Below are 15822 nucleotides of genomic sequence, written 5' to 3'. Positions count from 1 at the left end.
TCAGACGGCGAGCACCCGGGCGGCCTCGAGGTGGTCGGTGACCTGCTGCGGGGACAGCGGGCGGGAGAAGTGGTAGCCCTGCGCGAAGCGGTAGCCGAGCCGGTACAGCGTCTCCGCCTGCTCGGCCGTCTCCACGCCCTCGGCGATGGCCTGCAGGTGCAGCCCGTTGGTGATCTGGATCATGGCGGTGGCGATCACCGCCTCCTCCGAGCGCCCGCCGATGCCGTCCACGAAGGACTTGTCGACCTTGAGTGTGTCGGCCGGGCAGGTACGCAGCAGCCCGAGCGACGAGTGCCCGGTGCCGAAGTCGTCCAGCGCCACCTTGACCCCGAGCGTGACCAGGCTCTGCAACGTGTCCAGGGCCACGCCGCCGTCGAAGACCGCGGTCTCGGTGACCTCGACGACCAGCTTCTCCGGGTCGAAGCCGCTGTCCGCGAGCGCCGCCCGTACGTCCGCGGCGAAACCCGGTTCCCGCAGCTGCCGGGCCGACACGTTGACGCCGATCTCTCCGGGCGCGCCCGATCCGAAGACGTCCTGCCACTCGGCGGCCTGGCGCAGCGCGGTCCGCAGGATCCAGTCGCCCAGCGGCACGATCAGGCCGGTGCGCTCGGCGATCGGGATGAACACGTCCGGGCCGACGAAGCCGCGCTCGGGGTGCTTCCAGCGGATCAGCGTCTCCAGTGACGTCCACTCGCCGTCGGGCAGCGAGACGATCGGCTGGTAGACCAGCGTGAAGTCGCCGTTGTCCAGCGCCTGACGCAGTTCGGCGCCGAGCTGGGCGTCGGCCGCCTGGTCCTGCTCGAGGCGGGCGTCGTAGACCGCGTGCCGGCCCTTGCCGCGCTCCTTGGCGGCGTACATCGCCAGGTCGGCGCGGCGCAGCAGCTCCTGCGGGCTGGCCTCCGGCCACACCTCGGCGAGCCCGATGCTGGCCTTGACCAGCAGGTCGTAGCCGAGCGCGTGCACCGGGCGGGTCAGCGACTCGGCGATGCGGTCCAGCACCTCGGTCGCCTCGGCCAGGCGCAGCCCGCGCAGCAGCAGCCCGAACTCGTCGCCGCCGAGGCGGGCCACCACGTCGTCCTCGCGGACCGCTTCGCGCAGCCGCTGGGCGACGACGACCAGCAGAGCGTCGCCGACGGCGTGACCGAGCCGGTCGTTGATCGCCTTGAAGTCGTCGAGGTCGATCAGGGCCAGGCTGAGGGTGTCGCTCGCCCCGGCCTCGGTGTCGGCCAGCGCCGCGCGGGTCTGCTGCTCGAACAACGTGCGGTTGGCCAGGTCGGTGAGGGCGTCGTGGGTGGCGCGGTGGGTGAGCCGGCGCTGGTAGCCGTTGAGCTCGACCAGGTTGGCGTCCACCCGGCCGAGCAGCCGGCCGTTCTCGGACAGCGCGTTGACCTGGCGCAGCACGACCAGCGCGGTCAGCAGCACCGCGGCCAGCGCGACGATGAGCACGGCACCGCCGGCCTGGCTGCTGACGGTCAGCAGGAGAGCGTCGGTGGCCGCGACGGCCAGGTAGGGCACCACGCTGAAAGGCCGGCGGCGGCGCTCGGGCTGCGGGACCCCGGCGGCCCGGCGCTGCCGGTCGGCGGCGAACGCCACGAACAGCAGCGTCGCCGGCACGAACATCTGCGATCCGCTCAGGCCCGGGTGCAGGTCGAACAGCAGCGGGAACAGCCCGCCGCCGACGGCGCCGACCGCCGCGGCGGCCGCGAGCAGCCGCAGGGCGATCCGGTCCACGCCACCGAAACCGCTGAGCGCGACCTTGACGAAGGCCAGCGAGCCGACCAGGCCCAGGGCCATCAGCATGATCACCGGCACGGCGGCCGGCCCCTCGGCGTCCCAGGCGTTGACCACCTGGAGCAGCATGTACCAGGAGAAGATGCCGACCGTGATGCTGATCGTCGCGGCGTCGAGCAGGAAGCGGACCATGATCCGGTCCTTGCTCTCCCGCTTGGCCATCGGCAGCCGCAGCAGGGCCCAGAGCAGCACCAGCATGGCCAGCGCGTAGCAGATCGAAGTCGGCACGTCGTGCTGCTGGTCCAGCCGGCCGGGGTTCAGCACGGTGTAGCGGGCATCGCCGGCCACGCCCAGCACGATCAGGACGCAGACCACCGCCAGCGAGCGCCACACGCGCCGGGTCACCCGGTCCAGCCCGGGGGTGAAGGCGGTACGCCAGCAGGCCCAGCCCGCGATCGCGGTACCGATCATGGCGGGCATCCAGCCCCACACCACCTGGCTGCGCTGCGCGGCGAAGTTCGCCACGAAGACGCCGATCGACACGACCAGTACGGCGACAGCCGTGATCAGCATCGGCGTCGGCCGCAGCCGTTCCACCTGCCGTTCCTCGCCCGTCGTCATGCGTGCGTCGTCCTTCCGCCGCGAATGCGTGCCTGCGCAGCCCTCATCGGTCGCCCGGTGGACGGGATGAGCCAAAACCAGGGGCGGCGAGCGTCACCGGACGGATGCACAGCGTGGGATCCGGCCAACCGTTGCCGTGCACGTGCAGCTGCACGGCACAATGGAACGAGATCCCGCTCTCGACCCCTCGGAGTGCTCTGGTGACCGATCCCGCCGTACCCGCCCTCCCGACGCCGCCGAACGCCTCTGACCAGGGCCCGGACCCGGCCGGCCCACCCGGGACGCTGTGGGCCCGGATGAAGGCCGACCCGCAGTACGCCCCGGAGCACCTCGCCCTCGAGGCGGTCCGCCGGCTCGGCCCCGAGGCACAGCGCTGGGCCGAGCGGGCCCGCTCGGAACAGCCCGGCCTCACCCCGGACGAGCTGGCCCAGCAAGTGGTCCGGCGGTTCACCAACCACGCGCGGCTCTCCGGTGCCGTCTCCGGTGCCACCGGCCTGCCCGGCGCGGTCGTCGACGTGGGCGTGCTGGCCTGGACGCAGGCGCGGATGGTGCTGCACATGGCCGCCGCGTACGGCGTCGACCCGACGGGTCAGGACCGCGCCACCGACCTGTTGGTGCTGCAACGGGTGCACAAGGCCGCCGAGGCCGCCCGGCTGGCGCTCGGAGTGGCGGCGGGCCGGGAACGCGCCAGCCGGCTCTTCGCGACCAGTTCCGGCCAGCCGCTGTCCGGGGTGATGGTCAAGCTCGGCGTCAAGCTGGCCCAGATGGCCGGTGTCCGGGCGGCCCGGCGGATGGCCGCCAAGGTCATCCCGGGCGCGGCTGTCGTGCTCGGCACCTGGGCGAACTCCGCCGCGACCAAGGACCTGGCCCAGCGCACCACGGAGCTCTACCGCCGTTCCTAAAGTCGGCGTGAACGTGGTCGATGAGTGCTCCTGTGAAGGACAGGGACACGAACTCCGGGGGCCGCTTGCCGTTGCGCAAGCGGTGGCTCCTGCTGTTGGTGACCCCGCTGGTGCTCACCGGTTGCAGCCTGTTCACCGCGCCCAGCGCCACGAAGAGCGGTGGCACGGACATCACCTCCGAGGTGACCGGCAGTGACCAGTGGCTCGTCGTGGCCCAGGGCAGCGCCACGCCGACCCCGCGGCCGAGCAGCGGCGTCTCGCCGGCCCCGACCGCGACCACCAGCGGCTTCCTGCCGTTGCCCCCGGTGGTGCGGCCCACCCCGTCGGCCACCTGTGCCCGGGACACCCCGCACTTCAACAAGATCAACGCGCTGGCCGTCACGACCGGCCCCACCTCGGCCACGGTGAACTGGTACAACGTCGGCGGCTACAACATCGTCGAGTTCCGGGTCACCGGGATCAGCCAGGACCTGGTACTCGGCACGCAGCGTGACATCGGCTTCGTGAGGGTCAAGCCGGGCAACCCGTGCGGCTTCCTGAGCGCCACGGTGTCCGGCCTCGACCGCAGGACCGGCTATGTCTTCACGGTCGACGCGGTGGTGACCCGCCGCAGTGGCGACGGCACCCACGCCGCGACGGTCTTCCGCTCGTCGGTGGTCTACACCAAGTAGCGTCGCCGTCTACTCAAGTAGGGTCGCCGTCTACACCAAGTAGTCGGCCAGCGTGCGCTCCGGGCGGTAGCCCAGCGCCCGGGCCCGGCCCAGCTCCAGGACCATCCCGTCGGTGAGCTGATCGACGGCGTAGCGGGTCAGGGTCGGTGACACCGCGGCCAGCGCCCGGACCGGCCCGGCCGGCACGTGCCGCACCGGCACGCGCAGGGCCCGGGCGAAAACCTCGTCGCGCCGGTACGGCCGCTCGTCGGCGATGTTGTAGACGCCGCCGGGCCACTCCACCGCCGCCAGGCACGCAGCCGCCAGGTTCTCCACCGCGGTGAGGCTCATCGCCACGTCCGGCCCCGGCAGCCACGCGCGGCCCCCGCGCACCACCCGGCGCAGCCGTGGCACCAGATGCCGGTCGCCGTCGCCGTAGACCGCCCGTGGGCGCAGTACCACCGCGCCGGCGGCCAGGGCGAGTCGTTCCCCGGCTGCCTTGGTCCGCCCGTACACACCCCGGTGCCCGTCGACGGGATGATCCTCGGACACGGGCGTCCGGTACGGGCCCGGGCGGTAGACACTGGCGCTGCTCACCCAGACCACGGGACGGCCGTCCGCCGCTCGCAGCAGCCGCGCGGTCCCGTCCACGTTCACGGCCCGGAACGCCGCCTCGGTCCGGCGCCCCGGCCGGGGATCACCGACGGCGGCGGCCAGGTGGACCACGGCGTCGGCGCCGGTCACGTCGGGCAGTTCCCGGGCGGCATCCCAGGGAACGTGGCGACCCACCGGACCGGGGCGGCGGCCCAGGCAGAGCACGTCGTGCCCGTGGGCCGCGGCGAGGCGGGCGACGGCTGCGCCACAGAAGCCGGACGCGCCGGTGACAGCTAGCCGCATGTCGCCCGTACCGTCAAGGAACGCCAGCCCGGCAGCGCCGCGCGCCGATCGGGCCGGGCCCGGACCACCACCGGGCGCAGCGGGGCCAGCGCCTGGAGCAGGTCGGTGAGCTGGGTGCGGGCCAGCCGGGCGCCGGGGCAGGCGTGCGGGCCGACGCCGAAGACGAGCTGGGCGATGTGCGCCGGGGCGGGCGAGCCCGGGTCGGGGTCGAGGTGGTGGGCGCCGACGGCGTGCCGGGCGATGAGCAGCATCCGGTCGCCGGCGTGGACCGGGCAGCCACCGGAGGTCGTCGGCAGGCGACCGGGCGCGGCGGCGACGCGGGGCAGCAACGGGGTCGGAGCGGTGACCCGCAGCAGCTCGGAGGCCAGGGCGGGGCTGCCGGCGTACCCCCAGAGGTCGGCGTCCGCGGCCCAGGCCGCGGCCCGCGGCAGTGCGGCGACCGTCGTGTTGACCGCGGCCACCGCCAGCATCACGGCCAGGCCGGCCTCGGGCCCGCCGCCCGGCGCGACCAGCGCGGACAGCCGGTCGGTCGCCGCCCGGGCCCGGGTCAGAGCCCGGCGCCGACCCGGACCCGGCAGGTGCGAGCGGGCTGCCGTCGCCGCCGCCTCGCGGGCCGCCGCGGCCAGCGCGGGGCCGTCCACCTCCAGGCCGAGCAGCGCCGCCGCGGTCGTGCCGGCCAGTTCCGTGACCACCGGTACGAGATCAACGGTCTCGCCGTCCGTCAGCGGCTTGAGCCCGCGGTCGAGCACCTCCGTCCAGATCGGGCGCAGCCGGGCCACCGCGGCCGCTCCCAGCGCGTCGGCCGTGCCCCGCCGGGCCTGCCGGTGATCGTCGCCGTGCTGGTCGAACAGCAGGTCACCACCGGTGAGCCGGCCCGCGGCCCCGCCGGTCGTGCCCTCGGCGGTACGGTCCAGCGGGATCCGGGTCAGCCCGGCCGTGTACGCCTCGGCGTCGTTGATCAGCAGCGTGCCGCCGAGCCGCAGCACCGGCCGCAGCCGTCCCGCGGCGAGCAGCGCGAACAGCATCGGATGGCTGCCGAGGTAGACCAGCCGGTCCCGGGAACGAGCCCTCATCGCACGTGCACCGCGGCCGGGGCGGGCCGGTACCGCCGGTCCCAGTGCCACAGCAGGGTGCGGCGGGCACCCCACGCCCGCAGCCGGCGCAGGCTCGACTCGACGACGAGCTGTTCGGCCCGCACCACCCGCGCACTGTGCCGACGGGCCCGGTTGAGCATCGTCACGTCCTCCGCGCCGTCGCCGAGGGCCTCCCGCGGGGTGCCGCCGCAACGCTCGTAGAGCTCCGCGGTGATCGCCACGTTGTGCCCGTGCACCAGCACGAACGGGCACCGGTAGGCCGGGGAGCGGTGCCGCCACCGGCCGTATCGGGCGGCCAGCCGGACGACGGCGGGATAGAGGTGCCGTTCGGCGAGGCTCGGCCCCTCGTCGCGGCGCGGCACACTGCGCCCGCACACCAGGTCGGCCTCGTCGAGCAGCAGCCGGGCGGTCGCCACCCACTCCCGGGCCGGCAGACAGTCGGCGTCGGTGCGCAGCAGCCGGTTCGCACCACCGGCGATGGCATGCCGGAAACCGGTGTCGGCGGCCGTGCCCGCACCCGGCTCGGGCTCGTGCAGGACCACCACGTCACCGGGATGGGCCGCGGCGATCGCGGCCGTGCCGTCGGTCGAGCCGTTGTCCACCACGACCAGGGTGAAGTCCTGATCGGACTGGGCGGCCAGCGCCGCCAGCAACCCCGGCAGCAGCACGGCCTCGTTGTACGCCGGCACGATCACCGCGAGGTCCCTCATGCGCCGGCCGCCAGCCGGGCCGCCGCCGCGCGGTCGGGCTTACGGGACCGCCCGGCCAGCGGCACCTCGGCGAGCACGACCGCGTCCGGCCGGGCCGAACCCATCCGGGCCAGCGGCTCTCGCAAAGCGGCCCGGACGGCCTCCGGCGCGGCACCGGCCGCGGGCTGCACCACGGCCACGACCCGTTCGTCGCCGTCGCCGGCCGGTACGCCCACGATCACGGCCAGCTCGACGCCGGGGACGTGCAGCGCGGGCTCGTACAGGCCGGGATAGATGTTCTCGGCGCCGCGCAGGATCATGTCCTTGCACCGGCCGCCGAGCACCACCGTGCGGCCGTCGAGCCGGCCGATGTCCCCGGTCGCCACCCACTGCTGCGACGGCTCGCCGAGACAGCGGTCCGCCGCGTTGGCCCCGGCGAGCAGCAGCTGACCGTCGTCGTCGACCCGGGCGCGTACCCCCGGGAGCAGCTCACCCACGAGATCACCCGGCCCGGTGAAGGCGGCTTTGGTGGCGCTCTCCACCGCGGCGGCCGGGAAGACCTCGGTGAGGGCGTACACGCCCCAGGCCTGCTCCGCGCCCGCCCGCCGGACCGCGGCCAGCAGCCCGGCGCTGACCGGCGCCGATCCGCTGTAGACCCGCCCGGTGAACCGGGCGCCGGCCGCCAGAGCAGCCCGTAGCCGCGGCGGCGTCAGATAGGTGGCCTGCGGCGCGAGCCGCGCGAGCTGTCGCGCCAATGTCTTCGGCCGGTGCGCCGGCAACGCCACGGGCGCGCCGCCGGCCAGCGACGGGACCAGCACGAAGAAGGTGCCACCCAGCACCGGCCGGCCGGGCACGGGAAGGACCAGGTCGCGGACCGCCCGCATGCCCGCGGAAACGCTCGCGCGGGTGTGCACGACCGCGCGCGGCCGGTTGGTCGTGCCCGAGGTGAAGACCACCACCGCGTCGCCGTCGCCGTCGAAGCCCGCCGGGGCCGGTCCGCTCGCCGGGGCCAGGCCGGGTGCGGTGCCGGGTAGCCGCCGCCCGACGGTGACCGTGGGCGCCAGCGCGGCCAGTTCGGGCAGGGCCAGGTGGGCCCGGCGGGCCAGGGGAGCGGCCCAGCCGGCGACCGCCTGCGCGGCCGCGTCGGCCAGCACCAGCCGCGGCGCGGCCAGCCGCAGCCGGGACAGCAGCACCTCCGGGCCGGCGGTCGGGTCCAGCACCGCGATCCGCAGACCCAGGTGGTACGCCGCCAGCAGCACCGCCAAGGACTGTGGCCCCGGGCGCACGGCGATGCCGACGGTGTCCCCGGCCACCAGCCCGCGCGCGTGCAGGGCGGCGGCGTACCCGCTGGTCAGCCGGGACAGGTCGGCGCGGGTGGCCCGGACCACGGGCTGTCCGGTGCGCCGCGCGCCGAGCACGGCCGGCCGGGTGTCGTCGTCACGCAGGCCCGCGATGAGCTCGCCGAGCATCAGCGGGGATCCGCCGTGAGCGCGCCGCTGCCGCGGTCGAGATACCACTTGGCGGTGCCGACGATCCCGTACGCGGCCAGCCGGCGGGTGGAATTCTCCACCACCATCGTGCGGCTGTGCCGGATCGCCGTGGTGCTGCGGCGGACCCGGTTGAGGAAGGTGCGGTCGGTGGGGGACGGGCGCCGCGGCATGCCGCCGCAGGCCTCGTAGAGCGTCGCGGTGATGGCCATGTTGTTGCCCGCGTGCATCCGGTAGGGCGCCCGGTAGCCGTCCGCGCGGTGCGCCGGCCGCAGCCGCCCGAAGGCCGCCGCGAGCGCCACCAGCAGCCGGAAGAGCGCCCGCCCGGCCGGGCCGTGCTCGTCGCGGCGCGCGGTGATCCGCCCGCACATCAGCCCGGCGCCGCCGGTCAGCCCGGCCCGGGCCGCCGCCAGCCAGCCGGGCCGGGGCAGGCAGTCCGCATCCGTACGGGCGAGCATGGTGGCCCCGGCCGCGATCGCGTGCCGGAAACCGGTGTCGACCGCGCAGCCGACGCCCTTCTCCGGCTCCACGAGCACATGCACGGGGAACGGCGCGACGAAAGCGCGCGCGATGGCCGCCGTGTCGTCGGTCGAGCCGTTGTCCACCACCAGCAGCTCGAAGCCGGTGTCGGTCTGCGCGGCCAGCGCCGCCAGGGTCTGACCGATCCGCCCGGCCTCGTTGTACGCCGGGACGATCACCCACAGCGCGGTCACGACACCTCCCAGATCATGGTCATCAGGCTCACGCCGCCACCCAGCCCGACCAGCAGCACCTTGTCGCCGGTGCGCAGCGCGGGACGCACCCGGTCGAGCTGGACGCCCAGCGTGGCGCTGGCCATGTTGCCCAGCTCCGGCACGGTCACCTCGAGCTTGTCCACCGGCACGCCGGCCACCTCCACGAACCGCTGAAGGTAGGGCAGCGTCACCTGGTGCACCAGCACCCGGGCGTAGTCGTCCCAGCCCAGGCCGGTGCGGTGGTGGACGCGTTCGACCAGGCCGAGGCCGATCTTCTCGAAGACGCCGCGCAGCTTGTGCCCGTCGCCGGTGAAGTAGGTGTGCTCGTCACCGCGCGGATGCCGCGAGCCGCCGCCGAAGATGCCGCCGACCGCCCAGTGCTGCGAGTGCGTCTCGGCGTCCACGTCCAGGATGCCGCCGGTGGCCACCGGCTCGACCAGCACCGCCGCCCCGGCGTCGCCGAAGGTGTAACCCGCGAACGCCTGCCGGGCCTGGCGCATGCCGTCCAGCCGGGGTCGCATCGCGCGGGTCGGGGTCTCGCCGGTCACCACCAGCGCCCGGCGGGCCCGCCCGGCCAGGATCATCGAACGGGCCAGGTCGATGCCGTTGAGGAAGCTGTTGCAGGCGTTGGTCACGTCCAGGGCGTGCGCCCGGCCACCCAGCGCCGCCTGCACGACGTGCGCGGTCGCCGGCTCGACCATGTCCCGGGTCGCCGAGGCGAACAGCAGCAGGTCCACGTCCAGCGCGTCCAGGCCGGCCTGTTCGAGAACCTGCCGGCCGGCGGCCACGGCCAGGTCGGAGGCGTACTCGCCGTCGGCGGCGACCCGGCGGGTGGTGATGCCGGTGGCCTGTGCGAACATCCCGGCCGGCAACGGCAGGCCGCCGCCCACCCTCTCCTGCAGTTCGTCGGTCGTCATCCGCTGCTCGGGCAGGCAGCTGGCCACGGCGGTGATACCCACGCGGGGAACGGTCGTCGTCATGGGCGCCAGCCTTCAGCAGTGCCGGGGTCCGCGGCGTGAGTAGAACGGCTCATTCTTCCTAGGCCCGGCGACCAGGACCAGGGTCGAGGAGCGTGGGAGGCGCCACAGGGCGTCGCGGGCGGACTTCTCTAAGCTTCCGGGCATGGAACCCATCGTCGACACGGTCGTGCTCGTGGCGATCTCCGTGCTCGGCGCGGCGCTCGCCCGGCGGCTCGGCTTCATCGCGCCCCTGGTCCTGCTGGTGGCGGGCCTCGGCCTGTCCTTCGTCCCCGGCCTGCCGGAGGTGGAGATCGAGCCGGAGCTGGTGCTGATCGGCATCCTGCCGCCCCTGCTCTACGTCGCCGCGCTGCAGACCAACGTGGTCGCCTTCCGCCGCGCCCTGCGCCCGATCCTGCTGCTCGCGGTCGGGCTGGTCGTGCTGACCGCGTTCGTCGTCGGCTTCGTCGTGCACGCGCTGCTGCCCGAGGTGCCGCTGTCCGCGTGCATCGCGCTCGGGGCGGTGGTGGCGCCGCCCGACGCGGTCTCGGCGACGGCGATCGCCCGCCGCATCGGCCTGCCCCGCCGGGTGGTCACCATCCTCGAGGGCGAGAGCCTGCTCAACGACGCGTCGGCGCTGGTGCTCGTACGGATCTCGGTCGGCGCACTGCTCGGCTCGGCCGTCGGCTTCTGGGAGATCGCCGGCGAGGTCGCGCTGAAGGCGGGCGGCGGGGTGCTGATCGGCTTCGCGGCCGCGATGGGCGCCGCCTGGCTGCACAAGCGGATCGAGGACTCGCTGCTCGACGACGCGGTGTCGCTGCTCACCCCGTTCGTCGTGGTGATCGTGGCCGAGCGGCTGCACACCTCCAGCATCGTGGCGGTCGTCGTGGCCGGGCTCTACCTGGGGCACCGGATCCCGTACCTGCTGTCGGCGACCTCCCGGCTGCAGATGGACGCGGTCTGGCGGCTGATCACGTTCCTGCTCGAAGGGGTGGTCTTCCTGCTGGTCGGTCTGCAGATCCGCGACCTGATCAGCCGGATCGAACGCGACCTGGCCACCACGGTGACGGTCACCGCCGCGGTGTTCGTCACCCTGGTGCTGGTCCGGTTCGCCTGGATGTATCCGGCCACGTACCTGGCGCGGCTGATCCCCCGGGTCCGGGCCCGGGAGGAACGCCCGCCGCCGAGCGTGCCCACGGTGATCGCCTGGGCCGGCATGCGCGGCGTGGTCACCCTGGCCGCGGCGCTGACTCTGCCGCTCAACAAGGACGTGCCCAACGCCGACTACCCACGCGAGCTGTTCGTCTTCGTGGCCTTCGCGATCATCGTGCTCACCCTGCTGATCCAGGGTCCCACCCTGCCGGTGCTGGCCCGGCGCCTCGGCGTCAAGGAGGACACCAGCGCCGAGGATGCCCTGGCCGAGGCGGCTGTGCAGCACGCGGCGAGCCGCGCGGCGCTGGAACGGCTGGAGGCCGCGGCCGACGGCGCACCGCGGTCCGTCGTCGACCGGCTGCGGGCGCTGACCGACAGCCGGGCCAACAGCGCCTGGGAACGGCTGGGCAATCAGACGCAGGAGACCCCGTCGGCGGCGTACGGTCGGCTGCGTCGGGAGATGATTACCGCTGAGCGCCATGTCTTCAAGATCGCCCGCAACGAGGGGCGCATCTCCGAGGAGGTGCTCACCCGCGCCCAGCGCGACCTCGACCTGGAAGAGTCCCAGCTGAACCGGAGTGACGATTGACCTGCCAGCACCTGAAGGAAGCCGGGGAACCGACACCGCAGGCGCCGTACGAGGGCGGTTGCCCCGAGTGCGTGGCCGACGGCCACCACGACTGGGTGCACCTGCGCCTCTGCCTGGACTGCGGCTACGTGGCCTGCTGCGACTCGTCGCCGCGCCGGCACATGTCCGCCCACTACGAAATGGATGGCCACCCGGTGATGCGCTCCTACGAGCCGGGCGAGAACTGGAAGTGGTGCTTCGTCGATGACCTGCTAGGCGCCTGATGCGCACCCTGTTCGTGGGCGCCGGCGCCACCGGGGGCTACTTCGGCGGCCGGCTGGCCGAGGCGGGCCGGGACGTCACGTTCCTGGTCCGCCCGGCCCGCGCGGCCGCGCTGGCCGGGCGCGGGCTGCGGATCCACTCGCCGGCCGGGGACAGCACCATCCCGGTCAGGACGGTCACGGCGGGGGAGATCGACGGCCCCTACGACCTGATCGTGCTCGCCGTGAAGAGCTACGGCCTGGACGGGGCCCTGAACGATCTGAAACCGGCGGTGGGACCGGAGACGGTGATCGTCCCACTGCTCAACGGCATGCGGCACATCGACGCGCTGACCGCGGCGTTCGGACCCGGCCACGTGTACGGCGGCGTGTGCATGATCGCCGGCACGCTGACCGACGAGGGCGACGTGGTGCAGCTCACCGGGTTGCAGCGGCTCGCGTACGGCCCGCTGGACGGCGGCCCGGACCCACGCCTGGCGGCGGTGACCGAAGCGTTGTCGGGGGCGGAGTTCGACTCCGAGGGCACGACGACGATCACCCAGCAGATGTGGGAGAAGTGGCTGTTCCTGGCCAGCCTCGGGGTGGTGACGACGCTGATGCGCAGCCCGGTGGGCGAGGTGCTGGCGGCGCCGGGCGGCCCGGCCTTCACCGACCGGGTGATCGCCGAGGCGGTCGCCATCGTGACGGCGGCGGGCCACCCGCCGCGCGAGCAGGCACTGACGTTCCTGCGCGGCAGCATCACCAATGCCCGCAAGGTCCCGACAACCTCGTCGATGTACCGCGACATGCAGGCGGGCCGGCCGGTTGAAGCCGACGCGATCGTGGGAGACCTGGTCGCCCACGCGGAGCGGCTGGGCGTGGACGCACCGTTGTACGCGGCGGCGTACACGAATCTGTCGGTCTACTCCCGCGGCCGGACCGGCTGACCGCAGCCGTATGCTTCGCAGTCCTTGATCGGAAAGGACCGCCGTGTACGACCCGCCGCAGCCCTCGTGGGGCGCGCCGCCTCCTGGATACCAGGGCTCGACCGCCATTGCCGTGACGGCCCGCTACTCGTGGCTGACCTTCATGCTGGGCCTGTTCAAGCCGTACCTGGCGATCAACGGTCAGCCGGTCCCCGCCCGCTGGGGGCGAACCGTCGTGCCGGTGCCGCCCGGTCAGCACCACGTCCACATGCACGTGCCGTATCTGCTGCCGTCGCGGATCGGCACCGCCGACACGGTGGTGCCGGTCCATCCCGGCCAGGTGGCCGAGGTGGAGTACCGCGCACCGGCGATCGCCCTGCTCGACGGCGCGATCGGACCGGCGCCGCAGAAGTACCGAGGCCTGCCGGCGGCGATCGCGCTCGTGGTGGTGCCGCTGGTCCTGCTGCTGTGCGTGTGCGGCGGCCTCGGTGTGGCGGCGCTGCTCGACAACGCGGAATCCGACACCCCGGTGGCGCGGCCCACCGCCGTTTCGCCGATCCCGGCCCGGCCGACGGAACCTGCTCCGGGCGCGACGGAGGCGGTCCCGTCGAGCAAGCCCACCCTGCGGTCGGCACCGGTCCGCAAGCTGGTCGGTCCGGCCTACGCCGCCGGGGACGACACGTACACGATGGCGTTCAACGGGTGGCCTTTCGCGTTCCGCACGCCCGGCACCTGGGGGTGCGTGGCCGGCCGCATCAGCATCCCGGACGCGCAGGCCCGGGTGTGCATCGACGAGGGGAACCCGGGAAGCGGACAACGGCTGCAGATCATGCTGCGGCCGTGCCCGGCGCCCTGCGGTCCGGCGGAGCGGGACCGGCTCACCACGGAGTGGTTCGACCCGGGTGCGAAGGGCCGGGCCTACGACGAGAGCACCTGGTACGTGGAGACGCCGACGGATGCCAAGGGGCGGTACACCCTCGACATGAGCCACTTCTTCACGACCTCCGGCGGGGCGTGGCAGGTGGGGGTGGGAGCGTTCGCCCCGCCGGAGAAGAAGACGGTCGTTCAGAAGATCTTCAACGATGTGCTGAGCCAGACGGCCTGATGGTCGTCAGCTGGGCAGCAGGCTGCGCTCTCCACCGTGGACAGCCACCACAGTCCCGTTGACGTAGCTGCTGAACGGCCCGACCAGGAACAGCACGACATCCGCGATCTCCTCGGGGTCGCCGATCCGGCCGCGCGCGGTCACCTGATCCATCGCGTCCGGGTAGGCGGACAGCAGCGGTGCCGTGCCCGGGGTGCGCACCGGCCCGGAGGCGATGCCGTTGACCCTGATGCCGGCGCCGCCGAACTCGGTGGCCCAGTAGCGGGTCAACGTCTCCAGCGCGGCCTTCGACGCCCCGTAGGCCGCCCCGACCGGCGCGACCGAGGTGGCGGCGGTCGAGCTGATGTTGACGATGGCTCCGTGCCCTCGCTTGATCATGCCCGGGACCAACGCCCCCACCAGCTGGAACGGCGCCCGGGTGTTGATCGCCAGGTGCCGGTCGAAGCTGTCCGCGCTGGTGGCGGGGGTGGAGGTGAACTCGTACACCCCGGCGTTGTTGACCAGGATGTCGACTTCCCCGGCCTCGGCCGCCAGCCGCTCGACGTCCCCGGCGGCGGAGAGATCGGCGGCGACGAACCGCGCCAGGCCGCCCCGCTCGGCGATGGCTGACACCAGCTCAGCCCCGCGCTGCGCGTCCCGGCCGTGCACCACGACCTCGGCCCCGTTCTCCGCGAGCCGCACCGCGACGGCCCGGCCGATACCCGCCGTGGCCCCGGTCACCAAGGCTGTCTTTCCCACAAGTTCAGACACGTCGACTCCATTTCTGGGTTGTTGAACCCATTCCTACGCCGCCTTTTTGGGTTGCGCAACCCAGTCCGCTAGGCTGAGCGTGTGACTTTGACCCGCAAAGGGCAGGCGACCAGGGAACGCATCCTCGAGGCGGCGACGGAGCTCATCGCCCGGCACGGCGTGGCCGGCACGAGCACAGAGGACGTGCGGAAGGCGGCCGGCATCAGCGGCTCGCAGCTCTACCACTACTTCGACAGCAAGCAGGCGTTGATCAGGGCGGTCATCACCCGCCAGGCCGAGGCGCCGCTGATCCCCGGCCGGCCGGTCATGGGCGCCCTGGACAGTTTCGACGCGCTGCAGGCGTGGGCCGATGCCGCGATCGAACACCAGGAGCACAACAGCGGCCGGGGCGAATGCACGCTGACGTCGCTGGCGGGGGAGCTGGGCCCGACCGACGAAGCGACCCGCGAAGACCTGTGCAACGCCTTCCAGCGCTGGCAGTCCCTGCTGCACGACGGCCTGCGAGCGATGCGCGAACGGGGTGAGCTGCGGCCGGAGGCTGACCTTGATGAGCTGTCGATGGCCCTGCTGACCGCGCTTCAGGGTGGCAGCGTCCTGAGCCAGACTCTGCGAACTGCTGAACCGATGCGGGTGTCGATGAAGGCGGGTCTCGCCTACGTGCACTCCTTCACCGTCTGACCGCGCGGTTGCGGTCGCCGCATGGGCGTCGGAGCCGGCAATGCGATCCGCGAACGGGCGCGGTCGGTGAAGGCGGCGCTTCAGCTGGCCGGCGTCGGATGGGGGCGGCGGTGGATGGTCGCGGAAGCTTGCCCGCGCTGGCCGGACCGAGCCCGGCTCGGGCCGGCCAGGCGCTGCTTGGCCCGGCCTGGCCGGCCTGGGCTGGTCAGGCGCTGCTTGGCCCGGCCTGGCCGGCCCGGGCTGGTCAGGCGCGGCTTGGCCGGCTTGACGCGCCGCAGTCTGGCGTGGCATGGCGCGGTGTCGCATGGCCGGGTCGGCTCGGCCGGGTGCGGCGTCGCCTCGCCCGGCAAGGCCCGGTCTGGCCGTTCCGGTTCAGCCCGGCGGGACAGTCTGGGCCGCACGGTCTGGCCCGGTGCGGCCGCGCGCGGGACCGGTGGGCCGATGCGGGCGTGGCCGGGTCGGCCCGGCGCAGGCACGGTCTGGTCCGGTGCGGATGCGGCACGCCTAAACCTGGCGCGCGCTGATCCAATGCGGCCCGCGCAGCACGTCCGGCCACGCGCAGACTCGACAGCGTCGACCCGGCCCGGCCCGGCGCGCTGGCCCGGCCTGGCGCGCTGGCCCC

15 protein-coding genes are annotated in these 15822 nt (G+C 73.8%); 7 read left to right on the top strand and 8 right to left on the bottom strand.

Features of this window, described 5'->3' with window-relative positions; genetic code table 11:
* Positions 1–2352, bottom strand: a complete 2352-nt coding sequence (locus ACZ6S4_RS36790) for a putative bifunctional diguanylate cyclase/phosphodiesterase (RefSeq protein WP_465479327.1) — start codon at positions 2350–2352, stop codon at positions 1–3.
* Between the two features lie 200 nt (positions 2353–2552).
* Here ACZ6S4_RS36790 and ACZ6S4_RS36785 point away from each other — a divergent pair, with 200 nt between their 5' ends.
* Both ACZ6S4_RS36785 and ACZ6S4_RS36780 read left to right on the top strand, forming a co-directional pair.
* Positions 2553–3254: an EcsC family protein gene (locus ACZ6S4_RS36785; protein WP_465479326.1), complete on the top strand. Its 702-nt coding sequence runs from the start codon at positions 2553–2555 to the stop codon at positions 3252–3254.
* A gap of 20 nt (positions 3255–3274) precedes the next feature.
* Entirely contained in the window at positions 3275–3925 is a 651-nt protein-coding gene (locus tag ACZ6S4_RS36780; RefSeq protein ID WP_465479325.1) for a hypothetical protein, read from the top strand.
* 30 nt (positions 3926–3955) lie between these two features.
* Here the strand turns inward: ACZ6S4_RS36780 and ACZ6S4_RS36775 are convergent, their stop codons facing one another.
* Genes ACZ6S4_RS36775 through ACZ6S4_RS36750 form a run of 6 tightly spaced genes read right to left on the bottom strand, consistent with a single transcriptional unit; the run spans position 3956 to position 9785 of the window.
* Positions 3956–4801 (bottom strand): NAD-dependent epimerase/dehydratase family protein, encoded by an 846-nt coding sequence (locus ACZ6S4_RS36775; protein WP_465479324.1) that lies wholly within the window; start codon positions 4799–4801, stop codon positions 3956–3958.
* Positions 4792–5874: a cytochrome P450 gene (locus ACZ6S4_RS36770; protein ID WP_465479323.1), complete on the bottom strand. Its 1083-nt coding sequence runs from the start codon at positions 5872–5874 to the stop codon at positions 4792–4794. The genes ACZ6S4_RS36775 and ACZ6S4_RS36770 overlap by 10 nt, the downstream gene beginning before the upstream one ends.
* A complete protein-coding gene (locus ACZ6S4_RS36765) occupies positions 5871–6605 on the bottom strand; it encodes a glycosyltransferase family 2 protein (RefSeq protein WP_465479322.1) in 735 nt (244 codons plus the stop codon). Before ACZ6S4_RS36765 ends, ACZ6S4_RS36770 begins: the two co-directional genes overlap by 4 nt.
* Positions 6602–8053 (bottom strand): AMP-binding protein, encoded by a 1452-nt coding sequence (locus ACZ6S4_RS36760; protein WP_465479321.1) that lies wholly within the window; start codon positions 8051–8053, stop codon positions 6602–6604. Before ACZ6S4_RS36760 ends, ACZ6S4_RS36765 begins: the two co-directional genes overlap by 4 nt.
* The gene (locus ACZ6S4_RS36755) at positions 8053–8784 is read right to left on the bottom strand and encodes a glycosyltransferase family 2 protein (protein ID WP_465479320.1); all 732 of its coding nucleotides are present in this window, start codon (positions 8782–8784) and stop codon (positions 8053–8055) included. Before ACZ6S4_RS36755 ends, ACZ6S4_RS36760 begins: the two co-directional genes overlap by 1 nt.
* Complete coding sequence (locus tag ACZ6S4_RS36750) at positions 8781–9785, bottom strand: 3-oxoacyl-ACP synthase III family protein (protein WP_465479319.1); 1005 nt, start codon at positions 9783–9785, stop codon at positions 8781–8783. The genes ACZ6S4_RS36755 and ACZ6S4_RS36750 overlap by 4 nt, the downstream gene beginning before the upstream one ends.
* A gap of 142 nt (positions 9786–9927) precedes the next feature.
* Here ACZ6S4_RS36750 and ACZ6S4_RS36745 point away from each other — a divergent pair, with 142 nt between their 5' ends.
* The 4 genes from ACZ6S4_RS36745 to ACZ6S4_RS36730 are packed head-to-tail and all read left to right on the top strand — an operon-like array spanning position 9928 to position 13772.
* Positions 9928–11502, top strand: a complete 1575-nt coding sequence (locus tag ACZ6S4_RS36745) for a Na+/H+ antiporter (RefSeq protein WP_465479318.1) — start codon at positions 9928–9930, stop codon at positions 11500–11502.
* Positions 11499–11765 (top strand): UBP-type zinc finger domain-containing protein, encoded by a 267-nt coding sequence (locus ACZ6S4_RS36740; protein ID WP_465479317.1) that lies wholly within the window; start codon positions 11499–11501, stop codon positions 11763–11765. The genes ACZ6S4_RS36745 and ACZ6S4_RS36740 overlap by 4 nt, the downstream gene beginning before the upstream one ends.
* Complete coding sequence (locus ACZ6S4_RS36735) at positions 11765–12688, top strand: ketopantoate reductase family protein (protein ID WP_465479316.1); 924 nt, start codon at positions 11765–11767, stop codon at positions 12686–12688. Before ACZ6S4_RS36740 ends, ACZ6S4_RS36735 begins: the two co-directional genes overlap by 1 nt.
* A 43-nt stretch (positions 12689–12731) precedes the next feature.
* Positions 12732–13772, top strand: a complete 1041-nt coding sequence (locus ACZ6S4_RS36730; RefSeq protein ID WP_465479315.1) for a hypothetical protein — start codon at positions 12732–12734, stop codon at positions 13770–13772.
* A 6-nt stretch (positions 13773–13778) separates the two neighbouring features.
* On the opposite strand, the gene ACZ6S4_RS36725 is transcribed toward ACZ6S4_RS36730, so the two are convergent.
* The gene (locus ACZ6S4_RS36725) at positions 13779–14522 is read right to left on the bottom strand and encodes an SDR family NAD(P)-dependent oxidoreductase (protein ID WP_465479314.1); all 744 of its coding nucleotides are present in this window, start codon (positions 14520–14522) and stop codon (positions 13779–13781) included.
* Between the two features lie 81 nt (positions 14523–14603).
* Here ACZ6S4_RS36725 and ACZ6S4_RS36720 point away from each other — a divergent pair, with 81 nt between their 5' ends.
* The gene (locus tag ACZ6S4_RS36720; RefSeq protein WP_465479313.1) at positions 14604–15200 is read left to right on the top strand and encodes a TetR/AcrR family transcriptional regulator; all 597 of its coding nucleotides are present in this window, start codon (positions 14604–14606) and stop codon (positions 15198–15200) included.
* The last annotated feature ends 622 nt before the right edge of the window (positions 15201–15822 follow it).

It is taken from the genome of Actinoplanes sp. NPDC051405, assembly GCF_055586185.1.
This window is presented reverse-complemented; position numbering and strand designations above follow the sequence as displayed.

What these genes read in the sequence shown, in the direction of transcription:
- ACZ6S4_RS36790 (WP_465479327.1), bottom strand. Translation starts at nt 2,352, where the DNA reads ATGACGACGGGCGAGGAACGGCAGGTGGAACGGCTGCGGCCGACGCCG.
- ACZ6S4_RS36780 (WP_465479325.1), top strand. Translation starts at nt 3,275, where the DNA reads ATGAGTGCTCCTGTGAAGGACAGGGACACGAACTCCGGGGGCCGCTTG.
- ACZ6S4_RS36775 (WP_465479324.1), bottom strand. Translation starts at nt 4,801, where the DNA reads ATGCGGCTAGCTGTCACCGGCGCGTCCGGCTTCTGTGGCGCAGCCGTC.
- ACZ6S4_RS36770 (WP_465479323.1), bottom strand. Translation starts at nt 5,874, where the DNA reads ATGAGGGCTCGTTCCCGGGACCGGCTGGTCTACCTCGGCAGCCATCCG.
- ACZ6S4_RS36765 (WP_465479322.1), bottom strand. Translation starts at nt 6,605, where the DNA reads ATGAGGGACCTCGCGGTGATCGTGCCGGCGTACAACGAGGCCGTGCTG.
- ACZ6S4_RS36760 (WP_465479321.1), bottom strand. Translation starts at nt 8,053, where the DNA reads ATGCTCGGCGAGCTCATCGCGGGCCTGCGTGACGACGACACCCGGCCG.
- ACZ6S4_RS36750 (WP_465479319.1), bottom strand. Translation starts at nt 9,785, where the DNA reads ATGACGACGACCGTTCCCCGCGTGGGTATCACCGCCGTGGCCAGCTGC.
- ACZ6S4_RS36745 (WP_465479318.1), top strand. Translation starts at nt 9,928, where the DNA reads ATGGAACCCATCGTCGACACGGTCGTGCTCGTGGCGATCTCCGTGCTC.
- ACZ6S4_RS36735 (WP_465479316.1), top strand. Translation starts at nt 11,765, where the DNA reads ATGCGCACCCTGTTCGTGGGCGCCGGCGCCACCGGGGGCTACTTCGGC.